The sequence below is a fragment of the Brooklawnia sp. genome, from assembly GCF_032229645.1.
In the GTDB taxonomy this organism is placed as follows: Bacteria; Actinomycetota; Actinomycetes; order Propionibacteriales; family Propionibacteriaceae; genus Brooklawnia.
Genome location: NZ_JAVTWX010000082.1, coordinates 1 through 19,150 on the forward strand (window position 1 = coordinate 1; position 19,150 = coordinate 19,150).

The window sequence follows — 19,150 nt, forward strand, 5'->3', positions numbered from 1 at the left end:
GACGCCTACTTCTCGCCCTGAGCCGCGCAGACGCCTACTTCTCGCCCTGAGCCGCGCAGACGCCTACTTCTCGCCCTGAGCCGCTTTCATGAAGCGGCGCTGGTAGCTGACGACCTGGTTGGTCGAGGTGAAGCGTGCCAGGTAGCTTGGCTCGGCGGTGACGACGACCCGGTCTGCCATGTCGGAGAACTCGTCGCCCGCCAGCAGGTTGTCGATATCCGGGTAGTTGAGGTCGCCCTCCATCGAGCAGATGATCAGCCGCGTGTCGGGCAGATTCGCGTTGCGCAACAGCCGCAGGTTGTGACGCACCGAATCCAGGCCGTCGCTGCCTTCGGCGTCGTTGATCTGGCGGTAGGCCACGATCGTCCGCGCCCGAGAAACCGCTTCGGCCGGATCCATCTCGGCGTCCGTGCTCGCCAGGTAATCGGTCGACAGCATGTGGTCGCGAAGTTCCGCGGCCGCGTCCTTGTCGCCGCCATCGACCCGCGCAAGCAGTGTGACCATCTTCTGCGACTGCATCAGGCGATGCCGGACGAACGAGTTGATGAAGTACGGACGGGCCTGCAGCGCCATCTGAGTCTGATAGCCCTCGAACATCAGCGTAAAGTTGACGCGGTAGCCGAGTTCGGTCAGCTTCAGAGTGAGATTGTGACCGCGCAATGCGTCCTCGGTCGAGGGCTGCCAGTAGCGGCGATCGAGGCGCCCATCGCCCTCGAGCAGCTGATGCACGTTGCCGGCATTCACCGGGCCGGTGTGCGGAACCTTGATGACGACGCGATCCTGCCCGAGCAACTCTTTGAAGAAGGCGACCTCCTCCAGGATCTTGTTGAAGTCCTCCTCGAACGGATTGTTCAGCTCCACCGAGATATCGCAACCGGCGCCGAGAACGCGTCCGAGTTCGGCCATGACTTCGTCACGGGTGTTGAACTTGTGGTCGACGTTGGCCTTGGGATTGTTGATGAAAAGGTCGTAGATGATGCCCGGGTTACAGGTCAGGTTGCCCAGCAGGGGAGCGATGGGTGCGACCTCGTAAGGGTTGGCCGAATCGGCGGAGTAGATGACTGCGGTCGGACGCCGACGTCCGTCGGTGTCATAGCCGATATCGCGCTTCAGATTGACGTTCAGCAGGCCATCGGCCTCCAGGTCGTATTCGAAACGGAAGCCTGCCGGAGTGTGACCGTCCGCAGGCTTGAAGTAGTCACAAATGCGGACGAACTCGTCGGTCACACCAATGTGAGTCGCAGTCTCGGCGAGCAGCGAGAACTGAAGCTCGTCTATCGGCTGAGCGAGAATCCGGCTCAGGTGCTCACTGGCGCCGCGGGCCGGTTCAAGACCGAGCGAGCGCAGTCGCAGCTGTAGCGGAGGTGTCAGCGAATGATGCATTGGGAAATGCTCCTAACTTTCAGAGAGGTGATATCGCCTTTGATGAGGTCAATTGGTGGATTGCAGCGAATAGCCGCGTTCGATCAGACCGCGCTCAATGAGGCTGATCGAACGGGACTGCTTGATGATGAGGTAGCCCAGGGGAATGAAGAGCACCGAGATGGCCAGTGCCAGCAGCCCGTTCATCGGGTAGATGTAGACGATACCCACGACGATGATCAGTCCCAGAAGGACCTCGGAGCTGCGGCGTCCCTTCAGCTGCTTGCGGGTGGTGAGCAGGTTGTCCACGATCTGCTGCTTCTCGGAGGTCGTCTTATGACCGGCCAGGTGTTCACCGAGGGCGTCGCGGTGCCGCTGGTTCTCGCGCACCTGCTTGTACACCGCGCGACCGAGATAGGCCGCCGCGAGGGCACCGAAGCCGATGGCCCAGATAAGATCTCCGCGGGAGGCGAAGATACTCGCCAGCATGCCCAGGCAGGCGACGGTCATGAGGTAGACACCCCAGCTTCGGTTCATGCGCTCAGCTCTCCGTTGTGTTGTAATGGCGAACGAGTTCGACGTTACCCAAGACCGAACAGTTGTCGACGACCTCGAAGGTGAAGCCGGGGAATTGTTGCTCTTTGAGCTTGATGAATGCCGGTGTGGACATGCCACCGGTGAGTTTGATGACCGTGTCCATCGGCACAACACTGCCGGCTAGTTCGACGACGTCGTAGAGCACCTTGTTCATCGACCTCAGCAAGGTCGCGAGCATCTCGTCGCGGGTTGCCGCCAGCGTCAGCCCGTGCCAACCTCCGGTGCGCTTCTCGAGCGACTGCCGATCCCCGGTCAGGTACGGGTCGAAGCTGACCTCGCCGTCGTCGACCTGGCTGTCGATACACGCCGGCAGGTATTCGGTGTTGAACCGCTCCCGGGTCATTTCTTTGCAGAACTGCTCGAAGAACCAATCGATACCGAATCCGCCGGCGGTGGTGGCGTAGATCTGCCAGATGCCCGGAAGCGCCGAGTTGCGCAGATAGTAGCCGGGGTTGGTCACCGGCTTGTCGATCAGGATCGAGACCATGTCTGAGCTGCCCGCGGTGTTCATGATGCGGCCGGCGCGGTCATTGTGGGCGCCCATCTGAGCGGCGGCCATGTCGTTGGTTCCTACCGCGACCGGAATCCCGGCGGGAATGCCGAGCTGTTCGGCTGGATCGGGGAGCAGCGTGCCCAGCAACTCGCCGGGGTTGCGGATCTCACTGAACCACTCATGCTTGAGGCCGAAGGCATCCAGCAGTTCGGACGACCAACCACCCTGCGTGGTGGTCTCGTAGAGCCCCAACATCGACGCATTGACCAAATCGACCATCCACTCGCCGGTCAAACGGTGATGCACATAGGTGGGCAAATGGCCGATCCGGTAGGTGCGCTCCAAGACACCGGGCTCGTTCTGCTGCATCCACAGCACGGTCATGATGCCGGCGCCACCCGCGAACGGATAGATGCCGGCGATCGACAGATACCTGTCTTTGCCGACCGTCTCATTGATGAAGTCGGTGATGGCCCGGCTGCGGCGATCCATGTGGGTGATGATGTTCGGGTAGGCCAGCGTGCCGTCCTCGGCGATGAAGACCGGGGAGGGCGAGAAGGTGTCGTAGCACAGCACCCCGACCTGGTCGCGTAGCGCGACGGGCAGCCGCCTTGCGGCCCGATTGGTGGCTCCGAAGAGCACCTCGGGGTCGATCTCGACCTTCTCGCCGGGCAGCAGGATGTAAGGGTAATCCTCCTTCTCGGAGGCCAGCACCTCAAGAGCGTCGTTGAGGATCTCCATCTTCACCGCGGAGGTCCCGAAATCGATGGACAGGTAATACACGGCAGTTCGTCCTTTCAAGCCTGGAACGCGGCGAGTTCGGCCAGCCCGGTCTCAAGGGCCCGGCGGATCTGGGATTCGGCTTCGGCACTCACCGGGCGAAGGGGACGCCTGGGTGCACCTGCGCGGTAGCCGCGGATGTTCATTGCCGCTTTGAGGCTTGCCACGCCCTGCTTGCCGCCGCCGTTCTTGGCCACGCTCTGCAGGATCCGGTAGTAGCGGCCCGCGGTCTCGCGAGACTCGTTGAAATAGAGATCCGTGAGCCGGGCGCATTCGTCCGGCAAATAGTTCGCGGCAGAGACGACCCCGCCGGGGCCGTCGAAGCGCAGGCAGGTCATGATGTTGCTCAGCGAACCGGCCATCACCGCGAAGTCGTCGCGGGAGCCTGCCGCCACCATGTAGTCGGTCATCATCGTCGGGGAGGTGTCCTTGATCCCGGCGATATTCGGGTGGCCGGCCAACTCGGCAAGCACCTTCGGCGGCACCGTGACGCCGTTGGCATAGCCCGGCGCAACATAGAGCAGCACCGGTACCGGGCTGGCGTCTGCCACCGAGGCATAGAAGTCGGCGAGCGCGGGGCCATCGTCCAGCTTCGCGAAGTAGTTCGGAGTAAGGACGGAGACATAGTCGATCGCATCGGCCCACGGCTCCAGCGACCGGATGAAAGCGATCGTGGTCTTGGTGGATTCGCGTCCTGCTCCGGCGATCAGGGTCTTGTCGCCCTTGTTGGCGACTGCCGTGGCGATCACGGTGCGCGACTCGTCGTCGTCCACCGCCTTGAATTCGCCGTTGGTGCCCAGCACCATGAAGCCCGCTACGCCGGTGGCTCCCCACAATCCGAAGTTGTATTCGAGAGCGGCCTGATCGATCCTCTCGTCGTTGGCTGCATCAAAGGGGGTGGCGACCGGAATGATCACGCCACGCAGTTGTGGATTCACTAGTGCTCCAAACAGATCGGCCGAATGGACGACGGCGGACGAACATCTTCGGACGACCGCGTGATCGCTGTCCAGTCTCCCAGAACGGATACGTACATGCTATAGGAAAAGCGGGAGCGGCGCGACTACCCGACACCACTTCGCCACTCGCGCCGTACCGACTACTCCCCACCACCCGCGCCGTAACCGTGAGACGCGGCCGGACGGAAGCATTCGTGGGACGAGTCCGCGTCCCGGCCTTGTGGCCAGAACGCGGACTCGTATCGGTAGTCATCGATCAGAGCGGATCAGCCGCCGAAGAAGCCGATCAAACCGACGATGCCCATACCCGTCATGGCGATAGATGCGATCACCAAGACCACTTGGAGGAACGGCTTCATCCGCAACTGCTTCGGCAGCACCTTGTGCTCGGCGGCCAGCAGGCAGAAGCCCCACAGACCGAGCGCGAAGACACCGCCGAGGATGCCGGCGAAGGCGATCACCGTGGTATAGCTCACGCCCGTCAACGCGAGGATGATGGCGAGGCCGAGGGTATAGGTCGCAACGATGATTCGCAGCTTCTGCCAATGCTTCGGATCGTTCAGCACGGGGAACGCCGGGCTGAACGCTTCGCGTACCGTGTACGGGTAGGTGACTGTCAACAGAGCTTGCAGCGAACCCCAGAACGCACACCAGATGGCCACCATATAGAGGTACTTCAGGATCGGGTGGATATTGGTGAAGAACGCCGCCTGGGCGGTCAGGATGTTGTCGTTGCCAGGAACCTCCTGCAGGGCGTCGGCGCCGAGCACGACGTTGCCTAGCACCATGAAGGTGATGGCAAAGATGCCTACGGCGATGAAGGACGTGACGGAGTCGATTTTCGCGGCCTTCACGCCGGCAGCTGCCCTGGACAGATTCTCTTCGTCCATGGCGATCGGAATTTGCTCGTCCTTGCCGAGAGCTTGCAGTTGCAGGTTGATCTCGATGTTGTCGGCGCGCCCGAGCATGCCCCAGGTCTTCTCGCGGAAGGTCCCGACGTAGCCGATGTAGTCGTAGATGCCGCCGCCGAGCGCTCCCAGGTACGAGAGGATCTCGACCGGAATCGCTTTGGCTGCGACGTCAGGGAACTTCTCCTGCACCCATGCCGGGTACTGCGAGGGGACCTCGGGCAGCACCATGCCTTTGAAGACATCGATCCAGTTCGGCTGAGCGACGATCAGGGCGATCACCGAGAACACGACCAGCAGCCCGACGATGGCCGTCTGCAGGTTTTCAACCTTGCTGAAGTCCTTGACCCACAAGGTGGCGTAGGCGATGAGGCCCCAGGCGATACCTGCCCATAGCCAGGGCTCCTGTGAACCGGTGATGATCCACGGGGTCCACTGGCTCAGTGCCAAGAGGAAAGCGACGCACCAGGCCGGGAAGCAAACCGCGGCCAGCACCCCGAAGAAGGTGGCCAGCCAGTGCCTGCCGATGCCCTTGGTGCCGAATCCCGGGACGACGTGGCCCATGCGTTGGAAGGGATGTTCGCCGGTGATGACCATGTAGCGAGCGGCCGCGTAAACCACGGCGGCCTTGAAGATGGCACCGAAGACGAAGGTCCATAGAATCGTGTAGCCGAATACGGCGCCGCCTCGCGTCGCCTGGAAGATCTCGCCGTTACCGATCGTCACTGACGCCAGAATGAAGCCCGGGCCGACGATGCTGATCAGGTCGAGGAATTTCTTTGAAGCAAGTTTCGGATCTTGCTCGGGATACCGTAAGGGCTCCAGTACGGGTGTCGTTTCAACCCCAGTACTCATGGATCGCTCCTTTGTGACCGGGGAGCTGTGCCGGGTGCGACAGCTCCGGGGCCTCGCGATTCGCGAACGAATCACGAGGGTGTGCGCCGCGCAAAGCGACGCCAAAGAATGCAGCGGTGATCAAAACGGGCAACGCTGCCTCCTCGGTGTGGCTACGGCCGGTCTCCTGCGTCCAGTCGTAGCGCCTATATGCTACATAGAAGACGGGTCCCAGTGCAAGGGCTCCGCAATCCACGGTAGGGGATTGCTGGATCCCCTACCACTAGGCGATATGTGATGCGACGAATTGTGCGATCAAAATATTGAGCCGAGCATAGCAGTCAGCATGGCTCCTGCCGCGGGCCTCACGGGGAAAGCTTCGTATACAGAAGTTCGTGCCCCGAGGTCGCAGCTGGCCAGACTTCCTATAGTATTGGGCTGTCAGTCGGTCACCGGTCGACCGCTGGTTGCAGATCCGTATGAATCAAAGCCATTGGCGCCCGGTGGCGTCAGCCAGGCAGACGGAATGCAGCGAATCTGAGGAGGCAAAGAGTTTCATGGCCATCAGCACTATCGCTCTCGTCGGCGCAGGCTACATGGGGGGTGGCATCGCGCAGGTCTTCGCGATCGCCGGTCACCCCGTCGTGCTAGCGGACGCCGACGCGGAACTAACCAAGAAGAATCTCGCCCGGCTCATCGCTGAGGCGAAGGACTGGGAACAGCGAGGGCTCTTCCTGCCCGGCCAGGCGGCTCTGGTCGAACAGCACCTGAGCGTTGCCCCCAGCATCGAAGATGCGGTCGCGGATGCTGACTACATCCAGGAGGCCGTGCCCGAAAAGCCGGCGATCAAGGACGCCGTGCTGCGCCGGATCGAGGCCGCTGCACGTCCGGACGCGATCATTGCCTCCAATACCTCCACGCTGCCCATCGGCGGACTCGCCGATTCTCTCGACAAGGCCGACCGCTTCTTGGGTGTGCACTTCTCCAATCCCTCCCCATTCATTCCGGGTGTCGAGATCATCCTGCACGCTGGTACCGATGAGGCGATCCTGGCCGATGTCGAAGAACTCGTCCGTTCGACGGGCAAGCTGACCGCTCGGGTCAACGATTCGCCCGGCTTCGTGCTCAACCGGCTGCAGTATGCGCTGCTGAAGGAAGCGATCAGCATCGTCGACGATGGCGTTGCCACCGCCGAGGATGTCGACATCATCACGCGCACCACCTTCGGCTTCCGGCTGCCGTTCTTCGGCCCGTTCGCAATCGCCGACATGGCCGGTCTGGATGTCTACCGTGACTGCTTCAAGACGTTCGAGGACAACTTCGGTGAGCGATTCGCCACCCCCGAGGGCCTCAAGAAGCTGGTGGACGAGGGACACCTGGGCACCAAGTCGGGTGGCGGCTTCGTCATTCCGGCCGGCGACACCACTGAGCTGGTCGCGTACCGCAACACCGCATACGCCCGGATGCAGCAGCTGCTGACCGAGCTCGGCCAGGCACCCGGCGTCAAGTAGCACGTGCGCTTCTGCAAGATGACCCTCTCACAGAGAAAAGAGACCCTCAGAATGTCGAAATACAACCCGGAGAACTGGCCGATCGCCTGCCCAATGCTGATCTTCGGCGGCCTTGATTCCAACGGCGGTCCGATCCAGGACGCCGATGCCTCCGAATGGCATGCCCAGATGAAGGAGGTCGCCGACCTGGGATTCACCGAGCTCGACCCGCTGGATGTCTGGGTGCGCGTCGGAGACCTCTCCCCGCAGCGGCTGGACGAATTCAAGCAGGCCCTGGCCGACACGGGGCTCACCGTCCCGGGTATCTCCACCTCACGCAAGTCGGTCGTGGACGCCGAGCGCGGCGAGGACTACCTGGCCTATGGCCATCGGGTCATCGACGCGGGTGTATCGCTGGGGGCAGAGGTCGTCTCGTTCGGCTTCTTCCAGGCCACGACTGCGGCGCAGAATGCCGCCGTCTGGTTCTGGCTTGCCCAGGGGCACAAGGACTCGGACGATCCCGAGCTCTACAAGCTGGCCGTGGACCGCACCCGCGAACTGGCCGAACACGCCGAATCGGTGGGCATCCAGATCACCTTGGAGATGTACGAGGACACCTACCTGGGCAGTTCGGATGCCAGCGTGAAATTCGTGCATGATGTCAACAACTCCGCGTGCGGCCTGAACCCGGATCTCGGCAACCTGGTGCGGCTGCATCGTCCGCTCGAGTCGGTCACCGAGGCCTTCGAGAAGATGCTGCCGTTCACCAACTATTGGCACATCAAGAACTACACGCGCGACTTCGATCCGGCCACCGGCGCCTACTCGACTCATCCGTCGCCGCTGTCGGGCGGCTATGTGAACTACCGCCCGATCATCGCGCGGGCCCTGGAGCTGGGCTTCGAGATGCCGTTCATGGTCGAGCACTACGGTTCGGATTCGCTGTACAACCTCGCTCAATCGCGCGAGTACATCCGCTCGATTCTGCGCGCCAAGATGGCCTGATGCGCTGACTCATCGTCCGAATCGAAGAGGGGCTCCTTCCGTGCGGAAGGAGCCCCTCTTCGTTGTCCAGCGGAGGCCTGACGTGACAGTTAGGGTCCTTAGGCCCTTAGTCCAGCCGCGCCGATGCCGGGAAGAGATCGTCGTACTCGTCGAACTCCAACTCAACAGGGTCGGTCAGCTGTGTCAGTGCCGGGTTGGCCGCGACCTCGTCCAGCAGCGCCTCGGAGACCCAGATCTCGGCCACATCGAGGGTGTTGACAATGCGGACGATGCGCGCCTTGGTCAGATCGGGAATCAGCGTCAAACGCAGCGCACACTGCATGGCCATCTTCTGATTGGGCATGAACGGGGCTACCCTCGAACCGGCTATGCCGTTCGAGGTGACGCCGTTTGTGAACATCGCGGTGAAGTCGATCTGGTTGAACAGTCGTGCGGTGGTGATGTCGGCCAGGCCGATCCCGGTCGCATTGCCGTGCGATTCGGGCGTCATGTCGAGCACGAGGATCTTGTTGACGCGCATCTCGGGGTTCTTGACTCCGATCAGCGAGCGGCCCAAGACATTCGGATCCATCCCGTCACCCGAAATGTTCTTGCCCATATAGTCGACGACCAGGACATCGATGTCGTGGATCAAGAGCCTCGGCAGGTGCAGACGCGATTCGGCGAGCAACCCGCGTTCGGTCTGCTCGATCTCGGCGGTCTCGATCAGGACGATGTCGCGCGTCTGGTCGAGAGAGTTCTCCAGCACGCCGACACCGAAGATGATGTTGGCCTTCTCGAACATCACCGGGGCGATTTTCTGGATCATCTGCCCGGCCTTGTCCAGACCCCTGGAATGCGCCTGCAAAGCGCCTCGATGCTTGCCGACACCGATCGCCGCCATCTTCATCAGGCCCGATTCGATCGGCCCCACGATGTCGGTGTGCGCCTTGATGCGGTTGCACAAGATCAGCCCGTCACATGCCAAGGCATCCGACGAGAAGAGCACCTTCAGGCCATCGACTTCGTCCAGCTCGGTCACATCGAGGCTGGATACGATCTCGCAGCCGGTCACCTCGGGGGTGAAGCCCATACCGAGGAGCATCTGACGCTGGCCCTCTGCGGTGGCGCCGCCGTGGCTGCCCATCGAGGGGATGATCACCGGGGTGGCGTCCTTCGACTTCACCCAGTCGGCCAGCGTGCCGACGATCAGCGGCATGTTCGCGATGCCACGGCTGCCGACCGTGATGCCGATCCGCTGTCCGGCCTGCACGGTCTGATCGAACTCCGGCCTGGCCAACTGCTCGTCGATGTGCGCGGCGACATCGTCCAATCGCGGCGCCGGCAACTCCTGATGCACCTTGGCGAATCGGGGGAGCGCGATGTCATCGAGGATGAGGTTGAGGGAGGTCTTCATGGCGGTCTCCTGTCGGTTCGACGCGGTCACTTTGAGCAGGACGCGAACAGTCCCGCGTCACCGATGGCCTGCATCAGCATGCAGAACGAGATGGCCCCCGGGTCGGGTACGCCGAGCGACTTTTCACCGAGGACACGAGAACGCCCGAGCTTTGACACGAAGGTCGCGGTGTCGTCGGCCGCAGCCTGCGCGGTGCTGGTGGCTTGCTGCCAGGCTTCCGCAAGCGCGAGGCCGTCGGCGGCCCTGGCGCTCAAGGTCTCCGTGAACGGCACCAATGCGTCCACCATCGTCTTGTCGCCGGGCTTGGCGCCACCGAGGCGTTGCACGGCATCCACCGCGTCGCGCACGCCCGCCACGATCGCTTCGGACGATGCGGGCTGCTCATCGCCCAGCGCGCCGCCGACGGCGGTCAGGATCGAACCCCACAAGGCGCCCGAGGTACCGCCGGCGCTCTCGGCCCACTGAGCGCCCGCGCGCACGAGCACCGTACCTGCACCCGCACCTGCTTCGGCGGCCTGATGCGCTGCCTGCACGGCCCCGGTGGCCCCGAAACGCATGCCCTGGCCGTGGTCGCCGTCGCCGGCAATCGCGTCGAGCCTGCCCAGCTCGGGTTCGCGATCGATGGTGACCTGCTTCATGATCTCCAGCGCTTTGACGACGGTGGCCGCCAATTCCTGGGAGGCCTCGCTGCCCGCGATGATGGGAGCGACGGCCTCCTTGGTGTCGTCGGCGACCTCGCGTTCGGCCCGCACGGTGACCGCTCCGCGGCGCAGTGAGATGGTATCGACCGGATCGCGCCAGAGCTCTTCGAGCTGGTCGTCGAGGAAGGTCATGGTCAGCGAGATACCGGCCATGTCGAGGCTGGTCATCAGCTCGCCCACCTCGGGTAGCACGGCAGTAATGCCGGCGGCGGTCAGCCGCTCGGCGACCCGGTTCCACACCACGTAGAGCTCTTCGCACTTGACGGTGCCGAGCCCGTTCAGCAGGACGATGCAGTGGCCCGAGTAGCCGTCGGTGCCGATCTGGGTGGCCTCGGCGAGCACACCGTCGACCAGCAGATCGGCGATCTCGGCGGCGGTACCCATCGGCACCTCGTAGACGCCCGGCTCGCCATGCACGCCCAGGCCCACCGACATCTGTCCGGCCGGCACATGGAAGAGCGGCTCGCCGGCGCCCGGCAGCGTGCAGCCGTCGAAGGCGACGCCCAGCGAACGAGTGCGATCGTTGGCTCGCCAGGCCAGTTCGGTGACCTCGTCGATGGTCAGGCCGCGCTCGGCTGCGGCACCGGCGATCTTGAAGACGACCACATCGCCGGCGACGCCGCGACGCTTGCGGGTATTGTCGCGCGGACCGGATGCGACATCGTCCGACACCTCGATGGTGCGCACGTCGTATCCTTCGGCACGCAGTCGCTCGGCGGCCTGTCCGAAGTGCAGCACGTCACCGGCGTAGTTGCCGTAGCTGATGATGATGCCGCCGCCGTTGTCGGCGGCCTTGGCGACCGAATATGCCTGGGACGCCGACGGCGAGGCGAAGACGTTGCCGCAGACGGCGCCATGGGCCATGCCTGGGCCGACCCATCCGGCGAAAGCGGGGAAGTGGCCAGATCCGCCGCCCACGATCACCGCTACCTGGCCGGTCGGGCTGGCGGTCGCGCGCACCGCACCGCCGTGCACTGCCTTCAGGTATTGCGGGTAGGCCGACGCCATTCCGGACACGGCCTCAAGTGCGAAGTTTGATGGATCATTGAACACACGAGTCATCGACGACTCCTCAGGTACAGACGCTGCCTGCGTCTAGGTGGTGGTTACTGATTCGGTATTCGCTGCTGCGGGAATCCGGGTGCCCGGCCACAGTCGAGCCGACCGTCCCGGGCATTTAAAATCATACACGATCCATGGTTTGCACGCCCCCGGATGGGGGAGTGGCGCAGATCACCGCTGATAATGATGGGCTGTCGTCCTCGGGAAGACAGCCCATCATTGTGTATACAGATTCGTTTCGGCGCCTTCAGTGTCCAACGAAAGCGATGACCCGTCGGGCGATCTGGTCGGCGTCGATTCCCGCGTTGGCCAGTAGTCCGTCGTAGGGTCCGGCCGGCTGGTAGGCGTGCGGCACACCGATGGGCAGCAGCCGCGTGGGTTGTTCACGGCAGAGCAGTTCGGCGACCGTGCCTGCCAGGCCACCGGTCTCGTAATGCTCCTCCACTGTGACGACCGCGCCGGTGCGAGCGGCTGAGGCGGTGATCAACTCGGCGTCGAGATGTGAAGGCGTGGGCATGCCGATCAGGTCGACCGAGATGCCGGCTGCCGTCAGCATCTCCACGGCAGCAACGGTCTGAACCGACTCGTAACCGGTGCTGACGATCGTGACATCGCCGCCCTCACGCAGCTGACGTCCCTTGCCGATGGCGACCGGTTCCTCGGGGAAGAGATCCGGCAGTCCCTGGGCGCCGATGCGCATATAGGTCGGACCGACATGGTCGATCATCGCGGCCACGCAGCTGCGAATCTCACCCGGATCGCTGGGTGCGAAAACCACCAGCCCGGGGATCATTCGCATGATCGCGTAGTCCTCCAGCGAGTGGTGCGTGGCACCCAGATCGGAGTAGGTGAGACCGCCGTTGCGTCCGACGATCTTGGCGTTCTGACCCATGTAGCCCAGGTCGTTGCGAACCATCTCAAAGCTGCGGGAGGTAACGAACGGGGCGATCGCGGCGAAGACCGGAATCAGGCCGGTGGTGGCCAAACCCGAAGCGATACCGGTGACCCCTTGCTCCATGATGCCGAACTCGAAATAGCGCTGCGGGTAGGCCTTGGCGAAATCGCCGAAACCCGAACTCTTTCCAGAGTCCGCCGACAACACCACGATGCGATCATTGTCGGCGGCCAGAGCCGTCACCGCTCGTCCGAATTCCTTACGAGGATCGGTCAACTGGCTCATCGGGTCACCTTCTGTTCGCATTCGGCGATCGTCGCGTCCAGTTCCATGACGGCCCGCTCCAGTTCGCCTGCAGCCGGCTTCCAGTAGTGGTAGGCCAGATTGTCCTCGGCGAAGCTGATTCCCTTGGCCTTGATGGTGTGAGCGACGATCACGCTCGGCTTGCCGGGCACGAACGGCGCCGCGCCCAGAGCATCGAGAATCTCGGGCATGTCGTTGCCGTCGATCTCGCGGGTGGCCCAACCGAAGGCCTCGAACTTGCCTGCAATCGGTGCCATGTTCATGACATCGCCGACACGTCCGGAGATCTGCAGATCGTTGTTGTCGACGATCGCAACCAGGTTGTCGACCCTGTGATGGGCCGCTGCGGCAGCAGCCTCCCAGTTGGAGCCTTCCGGAAGCTCGCCATCGCCCAGCACGGTGAAGACCCGCGAGCCCGTGGCGGCCAGCCGGAGGCCGAGCGCCATACCAACCGAGATCGACAGGCCGTGGCCCAACGCGCCGGTGTTGCCCTCGATGCCCGGAAGCTTGTGCATATCGGGATGCCCGCCCAAGGCGGTCTTCATGCCGCCGTAGGTATCGAGCAGTGCGGCGTCGAAGTAGCCGCGCTCGGCGAGAACCGCGTACTGGCCCATGGCCTTGTGGCCGGCGCTCAGCAAGAAACGATCGCGTTCAAACCAATCCGGACGGCTGGGATCGACGTTCATGACGTCGAAGTACAACGCTGTGATGACGTCGATCGCCGACATGGCTCCGCCGAGATGGCCGGAGTGACCCGTCTCGATCATCCGGACGACATTGCGGCGGGCCCGGGCGGCATGTAGTTCGAGTTCGGCTACCCGCTGGCTCACAGCTGTTCTGCCTCAATCTCCACGACCCGGGCGACCTTGGCCCCGCTGCGCGAGCCGGGATCGAAGGTGTTCGCCAGGTAGAGCTCGAGCAAGACCTTGGCGGTTTCGATGCCGGTGGTTTGGGCGCCCATGGCGATCATGTTCGCGTTGTTACTCAGGGTGGCGCGCTGGGCCGAGTAGGGATCGGCGAGCAGCGCGCAGTAGGCGCCCTTGACTTTGTTCGCGGCCAGCGACACGCCGATGCCGGTGCCGCAGACCACCACCCCGCGGTCGTACCTGCCGTCGGCGACCGCATGCGCAACCTCGGCAGCGACATTGGCGTAGATCGGGTCCTGTGAGCCGAAGTCGGTCACCTCGTGGCCCAGTGATTCGGCCTTGGCGATGAGTGCTTTCTTGAGTTCTGCCGCGTTGGGGTCGCAGCCAAATGCAAGCTTCATGAATCTTCCTCTCCCGCGAAGATGATGATCATGGCGGGCCAGTCCGGTGCGCCGCCCTTCCCTCTAAGATATATGATTGCGTGAAGGCGTGCGACCGATGGGTTCACAACGGTTCCCTGGATAAGGCCGCCGCCAGGATCTCATTTTGCTGTCTGCAGTGGTGCGGGCATCTTACAAGGAGGAATCGAATGTCGGAAACCGGAAATGCCTTCCCCGAGCAGCGCACGGCAGTAGTCAGCGGTTGTGGGGCTCCGGCTGGTATCGGACGCCACGTCGCACGCAAGCTCGCCAGCTCGGGCTTCAATATCGCGGCTCTTGACCTCAACCCGGCAGTGACCGAGTTTGCCACCGAACTTGCCGCGGAGTTTCCCGACGTCAAGGTCGTCGGCGCCGTGTGCAATATCGCGGACGAGGAATCGGTGAAGGCCACCTGGGAGCGCATCGACGCCGAGCTTCCCCAGGTCGTGGGCCTGGCGAATGTGGCGGGCATCGCCTGCCCGACACCGCTGCTCGAGTTGACCGCCGACGAGTTCGACAAGGTGATGGCCGTCAACGGACGCGGCACCATGCTGATGATGAAGTACGGTGCCCACCGCATGATGCAGGCCGGCGTCGGCCGGATCGTGAACTTCTCGTCCATCACCGCTTATGACGGTGGCGGCACGTTCAGCAAGATCGCCTATGCAGCTGGCAAGGCTGCGGTCATCGGTCTGACCCGCGGCGGCGCCCGCGAGCTCGGCCAGTACGGCATCAACACCAACTGCATCTGTCCCGGACCTATCGACACCGAGATCATGGGCGGCAAGTTGACCGACGACCGCAAGGCATCGATGGCCTCCAATATTCCGCTCGGACGAGTCGGCCAGCCGACCGAGATCGCCGAGGTCGTCAATTTCCTGCTCTCCGAAGGCGCCAGCTTCGTCAACGGTGCGACCTTCAACGTCGATGGCGGCAAACACATGAAGTGAGCACCCTGGGCGGGCCCGTACCCCGGGCGGGTCCGCGCCCGGTCAGCCCAATCGCTGGATCAGCGCGGGGATCACCGTGTTCAGATCGCCGACAATGCTGAGATCGGCGACCGAATGGATCGGGGCGTCCGGATCACTGTTGATGGCGACGATCTGCTGGGCCGATCGAGCGCCCGCCATGTGCTGAATGGCCCCGGAGATGCCGACGGCGATATACAGCTTCGGAGAAATGGATTTGCCGGTCTGCCCGATCTGCAGATTGCTGGGTGCCCAGCCGGCGTCCACCGCGGCACGAGATGCTCCCACGGCTGCGCCGAGAGTATCGGCAAGCTCTTCGACGAGGCTGAAATCACCTTCTGCGCCGCGTCCACCGGCGACGACGACCGCCGCATCGCCAAGCGGCGGACGTCCGGTGGCCACCAGAGGCTCGCAGGCCGTCACCACTGCCTGAGCCGTGGCCGGCTGATAGCTGAAACTAGCGCTGACCAGCTGCGGGATGACCGGAGATTGCTCGGGCAGGAGGCTTCCGGGCAGCAAGGTCAGCACAGCGGCCTCAGCGCGGATACCGACAGTGACGGTATAGCGGCCCGCCCAGGCCGGCTTCTGGGCCGAGATCGCCTGGCCCTCGCGTTCGGCCCCAGTGATATCGGTGACCAGGGCCGCCTCCAGCTTCGCTGCAGTGAGCGCGGCGACCTCATTGTTCTCGGCTCCGCTGGCGAGCAGTACCAGCCCGGTATCGAGGTCGCGGGCCAGCTGGGTCAGCAGCGCAGCCTTCGCCACGCACAAGGTGGAGGTCAGCTGCGGGCAGCTGACCTGGCGAACCTCCCTGGCGCCGTAGCGCCCCAGCTCGACCAGAGCCTGGTCGGTCAGCTCCTCGTTCACCACAGCCACCGGCGTGCCCATGGACCGGGCCAAGGTGAGCAGTTCGGCGGCCACCGTATCGGGGACGCCGGCTGCGGTCGGGATAACGGCAAGGACGGTATTCACACTGCTGCTGTTCACTGAGCTGCCTTTCACTGAAGTGCCGTGGCCACGAAGCTGGCGAGTTCGTCGAGACTGAGTTCGCTGTCACCAGGCAGCACCCGCCCGGCCGCCCGATCCGGGTTGCGGACGATGCCGATCACCTGCACCCGGGCGGCATCGGAGCCGACGAGCACCGCGGGCACCTCCAGATCATCGAGCTCGAGATAGTCCAGAGGCTTCTTCTTTGCGGAGAGCACATCTTTGAAGGTGGGATAGCGGGGCTGGCCGGATTGGTCGGTGACGCTGAGCACGGCAGGCAGCGCGGCCTGCACTGTGCGGGTGCCGAGCTCGTCTGTGCGGGTGATGGACAGCCCGGAGCCGGTGGCGTCCACCTGAGCAGCCAGGCTCAGCAGCGGCCAGCCCAGCCGCTCGGCGAGCAGCGCCGGGAGGACCCCAGTTCCGGCATCGGGGGAGCTCATCCCGCACACGATCAGGCCGACATCGCCGATCTTGCCGGCCGCGGCGGCCAGGATCAGCGTGCTGGCAAAGACGTCGCTGCCCGCGATCGCCTCATCGCAGATCAGCACCGCGTCATCGGCGCCCATCTGCAAGGCTTTGCGCAGGGCGGTTTCCGCGCCGTCGGGTCCCATGCACACCGCGGTGACCTGCACGGGTGCGGGAAGCCGGCCGCGCAGCTGCAGTGCCTGCTCAATGGCGTATTCGTCCAGTTCGGAGAGCAAACCCGCGTCGTCGGGCCGGGCGAGGGTGTGATCGCTGGTGAACTCGGCATCATCTGTCGAGTCGGGCACGTACTTGACACAGACCAGTATTCGCATTGGTTCTGCCTTTCTTCCAGGTGTCTTGGAGGGAATCTCTAGGAGCGTGGGTCGGAAAGGGCCTGCCGTGGCGGGCAAGAATCAGCTCGGGCCGGGCTCAGCCGGGGCGGGCTCCGCGCCGCCCCGCTCTCCGCGTTTGACGCTGGCGAGAACCAGATGCGCCACATCTTGGACGACCGGAGCCGATTCGCTGCCTGCAGCCGCATCGCCGAGCATGATCGAGCAATAGGGGCAGCCCGTGGCCACGGTCGCGGCAGCGGTATCGGCGGCCTCGGCAAGCCGCGAATCACTGATCCGGGTTCCGATGGTCTCCTCGGTCCACATCCGGGCCCCGCCGGCCCCGCAGCACATGCTGGACGGCCCGTGATGGCTCATCTCGATCAGTTCAGTGCCGGGAAGCTGCGCCAGCAACTCGCGCGGTGCTTGGTATTCGCCGTTGTGGCGACCCAGATAGCAGGGATCATGATAGGTGATCGGGGTGCGCTCATCTTCGGTGGGCGCAGTCAGCTCCAGCCGGTGCTCCCGGACAAGCCTGTTCAGCAGCTGGGTGTGATGGGTGAGTTTGAAATCGGCGCCCAGCTGCTTGTACTCGCGAGACAGGGTGTTCAAGCAATGCGCACAGGTGACCAGGATCTGGTTGGCCCCGAGCTCGGTCAGGGTCTCGATATTCTGCACGGCCGCCATCTGGTAGGAGGCCTCATTCCCGGCCCGGCGGGCCGGGTCGCCGCAGCAGGTTTCGGCGGTGCCGAGGATGGCGAAGCTGACTCCTGCCAGGTGCAGCAGCTCGGCGACGGCGCGGGTGGTCTTTTTCGCCTTCTCGTCGTAGGCGCCCGCGCAGCCCACCCACAGCAGGTAGTCGACTTCGGTGAGGCTGCCGATATCCTCGCCCGCGACCGGCACCGGGAAGCCGAGACCTTTCGTCCACGCGAGGCGGCCGCGGGCCGGTGATCCCCACGGATTCTGTCTATTGTCGAGGTTGCTGAATACCGAAGAGAACTCGGCGGGAAACTGCGATTTGGTCATCACTTCGCCGCGCCGAAGGTCGAGGATGTGATCGACATGCTCGATATCGACCGGGCAGGCCTCCACACAGGCGCCGCAGGTGGTGCAGGCCCACAGCACATCAGGGTCAATCACCGCTCCGATCAGCTCGGTGGTGGCGCTGACCGGAGCGGAATCACCGAGCTCACCTGCCGCTTTGGCGGCGGCCAGGCTGGCCAGCAGATCCGGGCTGTGTACCTGAGCTTTGGCCCGGCCGGGAGCTAGAGCCGCTGCCGCGTGATCGCGCAGGGCCAGCGTGAAGAGTTTCGGCGATAGCGGTTTGCCGGTATTCCAGGCCGGGCACAGATCCTGGCATCGTCCGCATTCACTGCACGAGGCGAAGTCGAGCAGGGCCTTCCAGCCGAAATCGGTGACCGTCGTGACACCGAAGCTGGCATCCTCGGGCAGCTCGTCGATGGTGCGGATGTCGAAGGGCTCCCCGTCGATGAGCATCGGGGCTGCCGCGCCCAGGGCGGGCTCGTTGTTCGGCTCGCGCTTGGCATAGGCATTGATGACACCGAGGAACCGGTGCCAGGCAACACTCATGGTGACGCCGTAGCCGACCACGCCCATCCAGGTCATCGAGATCAGGATCTTCGCCAGCGCGATCCAGCTGACCAGCGCCGCCAAAGTGGCGGGGCTGAGGCCGAGCAGCAGGCTGCCGAGCCAATATGTCGTCGGAAAATGAATCCAGCTGCCCTCGGCCGCGGTCGCCGGATCGCGGCGCAGCAGGGCGTTCTCTGCCGCGTGCAGACCGATGACGCACAGCACCACGGCCCCGATCACAGCTTCGACGAAGTAGGCCTGCCAGCGGGTCGAGCCGTAGAAGCGGGACTTCCAATCTCTGGCGGCGTGTGCGTCCACCTCGGGCTGGCTGAAGCGCGCCCGCACCACGACCAGCGCAATGATACCGATCAGACCGGTCCAGGCGAAGAACTCCACCGCCCACTGCCACGGCGGCCAGCCGCCGACCAGCGGCAGCCCGGCCAGCGGGTCGATGGTCTGGGCATATGCTGCCGCCAAGGTGGGCACCAGCACGATGAATGACATCATCACGAACCAGTGCGCCACCTTGACCACCGGCCGGGCGGTGAACCTCTCATGGGTGAGGATCTGGCGCACCATCACGGCGAGCCGCCGGCCGGGCGGGGTCAGCCGCTGCGGGCTGGGCTGGCCCTGGCGCAGCTGGCGATACAGCCGCACACTGCCCCGCACGAACAGCCAGACTCCTGCCAGGGTTGCGGCTATGGCGATGGCCAGTAGCAGCATGGTGATCACTTCCTCTCAAAG

General features: G+C 64.0%; 16 protein-coding genes. 3 read left to right on the forward strand and 13 right to left on the reverse strand.

Translation table 11 applies throughout. The features are described 5' to 3' along the window. Positions 1-63 precede the first annotated feature (63 nt). From AAFP05_RS05710 to AAFP05_RS05730, 5 genes are all read right to left on the reverse strand, one after another. Positions 64-1,383: a transaldolase family protein gene (locus tag AAFP05_RS05710; protein ID WP_341728890.1), complete on the reverse strand. Its 1,320-nt coding sequence runs from the start codon at positions 1,381-1,383 to the stop codon at positions 64-66. 48 nt (positions 1,384-1,431) lie between these two features. Then, positions 1,432-1,899: a hypothetical protein gene (locus AAFP05_RS05715; protein ID WP_341728891.1), complete on the reverse strand. Its 468-nt coding sequence runs from the start codon at positions 1,897-1,899 to the stop codon at positions 1,432-1,434. A gap of 4 nt (positions 1,900-1,903) precedes the next feature. Beyond that, positions 1,904-3,235: an FGGY family carbohydrate kinase gene (locus AAFP05_RS05720; RefSeq protein ID WP_341728892.1), complete on the reverse strand. Its 1,332-nt coding sequence runs from the start codon at positions 3,233-3,235 to the stop codon at positions 1,904-1,906. Positions 3,236-3,249: 14 nt separating this feature from the next. Beyond that, positions 3,250-4,170 carry a dihydrodipicolinate synthase family protein gene (locus AAFP05_RS05725; RefSeq protein WP_341728893.1) on the reverse strand — a complete coding sequence of 307 codons (921 nt, stop codon included), beginning with the start codon at positions 4,168-4,170 and terminating at the stop codon, positions 3,250-3,252. Positions 4,171-4,457: 287 nt separating this feature from the next. Then, positions 4,458-5,954 (reverse strand): Nramp family divalent metal transporter, encoded by a 1,497-nt coding sequence (locus AAFP05_RS05730; RefSeq protein ID WP_341728894.1) that lies wholly within the window; start codon positions 5,952-5,954, stop codon positions 4,458-4,460. Between the two features lie 536 nt (positions 5,955-6,490). On the opposite strand from AAFP05_RS05730, the gene AAFP05_RS05735 reads away from it, so the two are divergent. Further along, complete coding sequence (locus AAFP05_RS05735) at positions 6,491-7,444, forward strand: 3-hydroxyacyl-CoA dehydrogenase family protein (protein WP_341728895.1); 954 nt, start codon at positions 6,491-6,493, stop codon at positions 7,442-7,444. 51 nt (positions 7,445-7,495) lie between these two features. Continuing rightward, positions 7,496-8,428, forward strand: coding sequence for a sugar phosphate isomerase/epimerase family protein (locus tag AAFP05_RS05740; protein WP_341728896.1), 933 nt, complete (start codon positions 7,496-7,498; stop codon positions 8,426-8,428). Positions 8,429-8,534: 106 nt separating this feature from the next. Here AAFP05_RS05740 and AAFP05_RS05745 read toward each other — a convergent pair whose 3' ends face one another. The 5 genes from AAFP05_RS05745 to AAFP05_RS05765 form a co-directional block, all read right to left on the reverse strand. Continuing rightward, positions 8,535-9,824 carry a DUF2088 domain-containing protein gene (locus AAFP05_RS05745; RefSeq protein WP_341728897.1) on the reverse strand — a complete coding sequence of 430 codons (1,290 nt, stop codon included), beginning with the start codon at positions 9,822-9,824 and terminating at the stop codon, positions 8,535-8,537. Between the two features lie 26 nt (positions 9,825-9,850). After that, positions 9,851-11,587: a dihydroxyacetone kinase family protein gene (locus AAFP05_RS05750; RefSeq protein ID WP_341728898.1), complete on the reverse strand. Its 1,737-nt coding sequence runs from the start codon at positions 11,585-11,587 to the stop codon at positions 9,851-9,853. 247 nt (positions 11,588-11,834) lie between these two features. Further along, positions 11,835-12,767 (reverse strand): transketolase C-terminal domain-containing protein, encoded by a 933-nt coding sequence (locus tag AAFP05_RS05755; protein ID WP_341728899.1) that lies wholly within the window; start codon positions 12,765-12,767, stop codon positions 11,835-11,837. Beyond that, positions 12,764-13,615 carry a transketolase gene (locus AAFP05_RS05760; RefSeq protein ID WP_341728900.1) on the reverse strand — a complete coding sequence of 284 codons (852 nt, stop codon included), beginning with the start codon at positions 13,613-13,615 and terminating at the stop codon, positions 12,764-12,766. Before AAFP05_RS05760 ends, AAFP05_RS05755 begins: the two co-directional genes overlap by 4 nt. Further along, positions 13,612-14,052, reverse strand: coding sequence for an RpiB/LacA/LacB family sugar-phosphate isomerase (locus tag AAFP05_RS05765; RefSeq protein WP_341728901.1), 441 nt, complete (start codon positions 14,050-14,052; stop codon positions 13,612-13,614). The genes AAFP05_RS05760 and AAFP05_RS05765 overlap by 4 nt, the downstream gene beginning before the upstream one ends. 188 nt (positions 14,053-14,240) lie before the next feature. Between AAFP05_RS05765 and AAFP05_RS05770 the strand changes: the two genes are divergently transcribed. Then, the gene (locus AAFP05_RS05770; protein WP_341728902.1) at positions 14,241-15,020 is read left to right on the forward strand and encodes an SDR family oxidoreductase; all 780 of its coding nucleotides are present in this window, start codon (positions 14,241-14,243) and stop codon (positions 15,018-15,020) included. A 42-nt stretch (positions 15,021-15,062) separates the two neighbouring features. On the opposite strand, the gene AAFP05_RS05775 is transcribed toward AAFP05_RS05770, so the two are convergent. The 3 genes from AAFP05_RS05775 to AAFP05_RS05785 all read right to left on the reverse strand — a co-directional run bounded on the left by AAFP05_RS05775 (position 15,063) and on the right by AAFP05_RS05785 (position 19,129). Continuing rightward, entirely contained in the window at positions 15,063-16,022 is a 960-nt protein-coding gene (locus AAFP05_RS05775) for an electron transfer flavoprotein subunit alpha/FixB family protein (RefSeq protein ID WP_341728903.1), read from the reverse strand. An 11-nt stretch (positions 16,023-16,033) separates the two neighbouring features. Beyond that, positions 16,034-16,819: an electron transfer flavoprotein subunit beta/FixA family protein gene (locus AAFP05_RS05780; RefSeq protein ID WP_341728904.1), complete on the reverse strand. Its 786-nt coding sequence runs from the start codon at positions 16,817-16,819 to the stop codon at positions 16,034-16,036. A gap of 81 nt (positions 16,820-16,900) precedes the next feature. After that, positions 16,901-19,129, reverse strand: a complete 2,229-nt coding sequence (locus AAFP05_RS05785; protein WP_341728928.1) for a (Fe-S)-binding protein — start codon at positions 19,127-19,129, stop codon at positions 16,901-16,903. Positions 19,130-19,150: the final 21 nt, after the last annotated feature.

What these genes read in the sequence shown, in the direction of transcription:
- AAFP05_RS05780 (WP_341728904.1), bottom strand. Translation starts at nt 16,819, where the DNA reads ATGCGAATACTGGTCTGTGTCAAGTACGTGCCCGACTCGACAGATGAT.
- AAFP05_RS05785 (WP_341728928.1), bottom strand. Translation starts at nt 19,129, where the DNA reads ATGCTGCTACTGGCCATCGCCATAGCCGCAACCCTGGCAGGAGTCTGG.
- AAFP05_RS05735 (WP_341728895.1), top strand. Translation starts at nt 6,491, where the DNA reads ATGGCCATCAGCACTATCGCTCTCGTCGGCGCAGGCTACATGGGGGGT.
- AAFP05_RS05750 (WP_341728898.1), bottom strand. Translation starts at nt 11,587, where the DNA reads ATGACTCGTGTGTTCAATGATCCATCAAACTTCGCACTTGAGGCCGTG.
- AAFP05_RS05770 (WP_341728902.1), top strand. Translation starts at nt 14,241, where the DNA reads ATGTCGGAAACCGGAAATGCCTTCCCCGAGCAGCGCACGGCAGTAGTC.
- AAFP05_RS05710 (WP_341728890.1), bottom strand. Translation starts at nt 1,383, where the DNA reads ATGCATCATTCGCTGACACCTCCGCTACAGCTGCGACTGCGCTCGCTC.
- AAFP05_RS05730 (WP_341728894.1), bottom strand. Translation starts at nt 5,954, where the DNA reads ATGAGTACTGGGGTTGAAACGACACCCGTACTGGAGCCCTTACGGTAT.
- AAFP05_RS05740 (WP_341728896.1), top strand. Translation starts at nt 7,496, where the DNA reads ATGTCGAAATACAACCCGGAGAACTGGCCGATCGCCTGCCCAATGCTG.
- AAFP05_RS05765 (WP_341728901.1), bottom strand. Translation starts at nt 14,052, where the DNA reads ATGAAGCTTGCATTTGGCTGCGACCCCAACGCGGCAGAACTCAAGAAA.
- AAFP05_RS05755 (WP_341728899.1), bottom strand. Translation starts at nt 12,767, where the DNA reads ATGAGCCAGTTGACCGATCCTCGTAAGGAATTCGGACGAGCGGTGACG.
- AAFP05_RS05745 (WP_341728897.1), bottom strand. Translation starts at nt 9,824, where the DNA reads ATGAAGACCTCCCTCAACCTCATCCTCGATGACATCGCGCTCCCCCGA.
- AAFP05_RS05715 (WP_341728891.1), bottom strand. Translation starts at nt 1,899, where the DNA reads ATGAACCGAAGCTGGGGTGTCTACCTCATGACCGTCGCCTGCCTGGGC.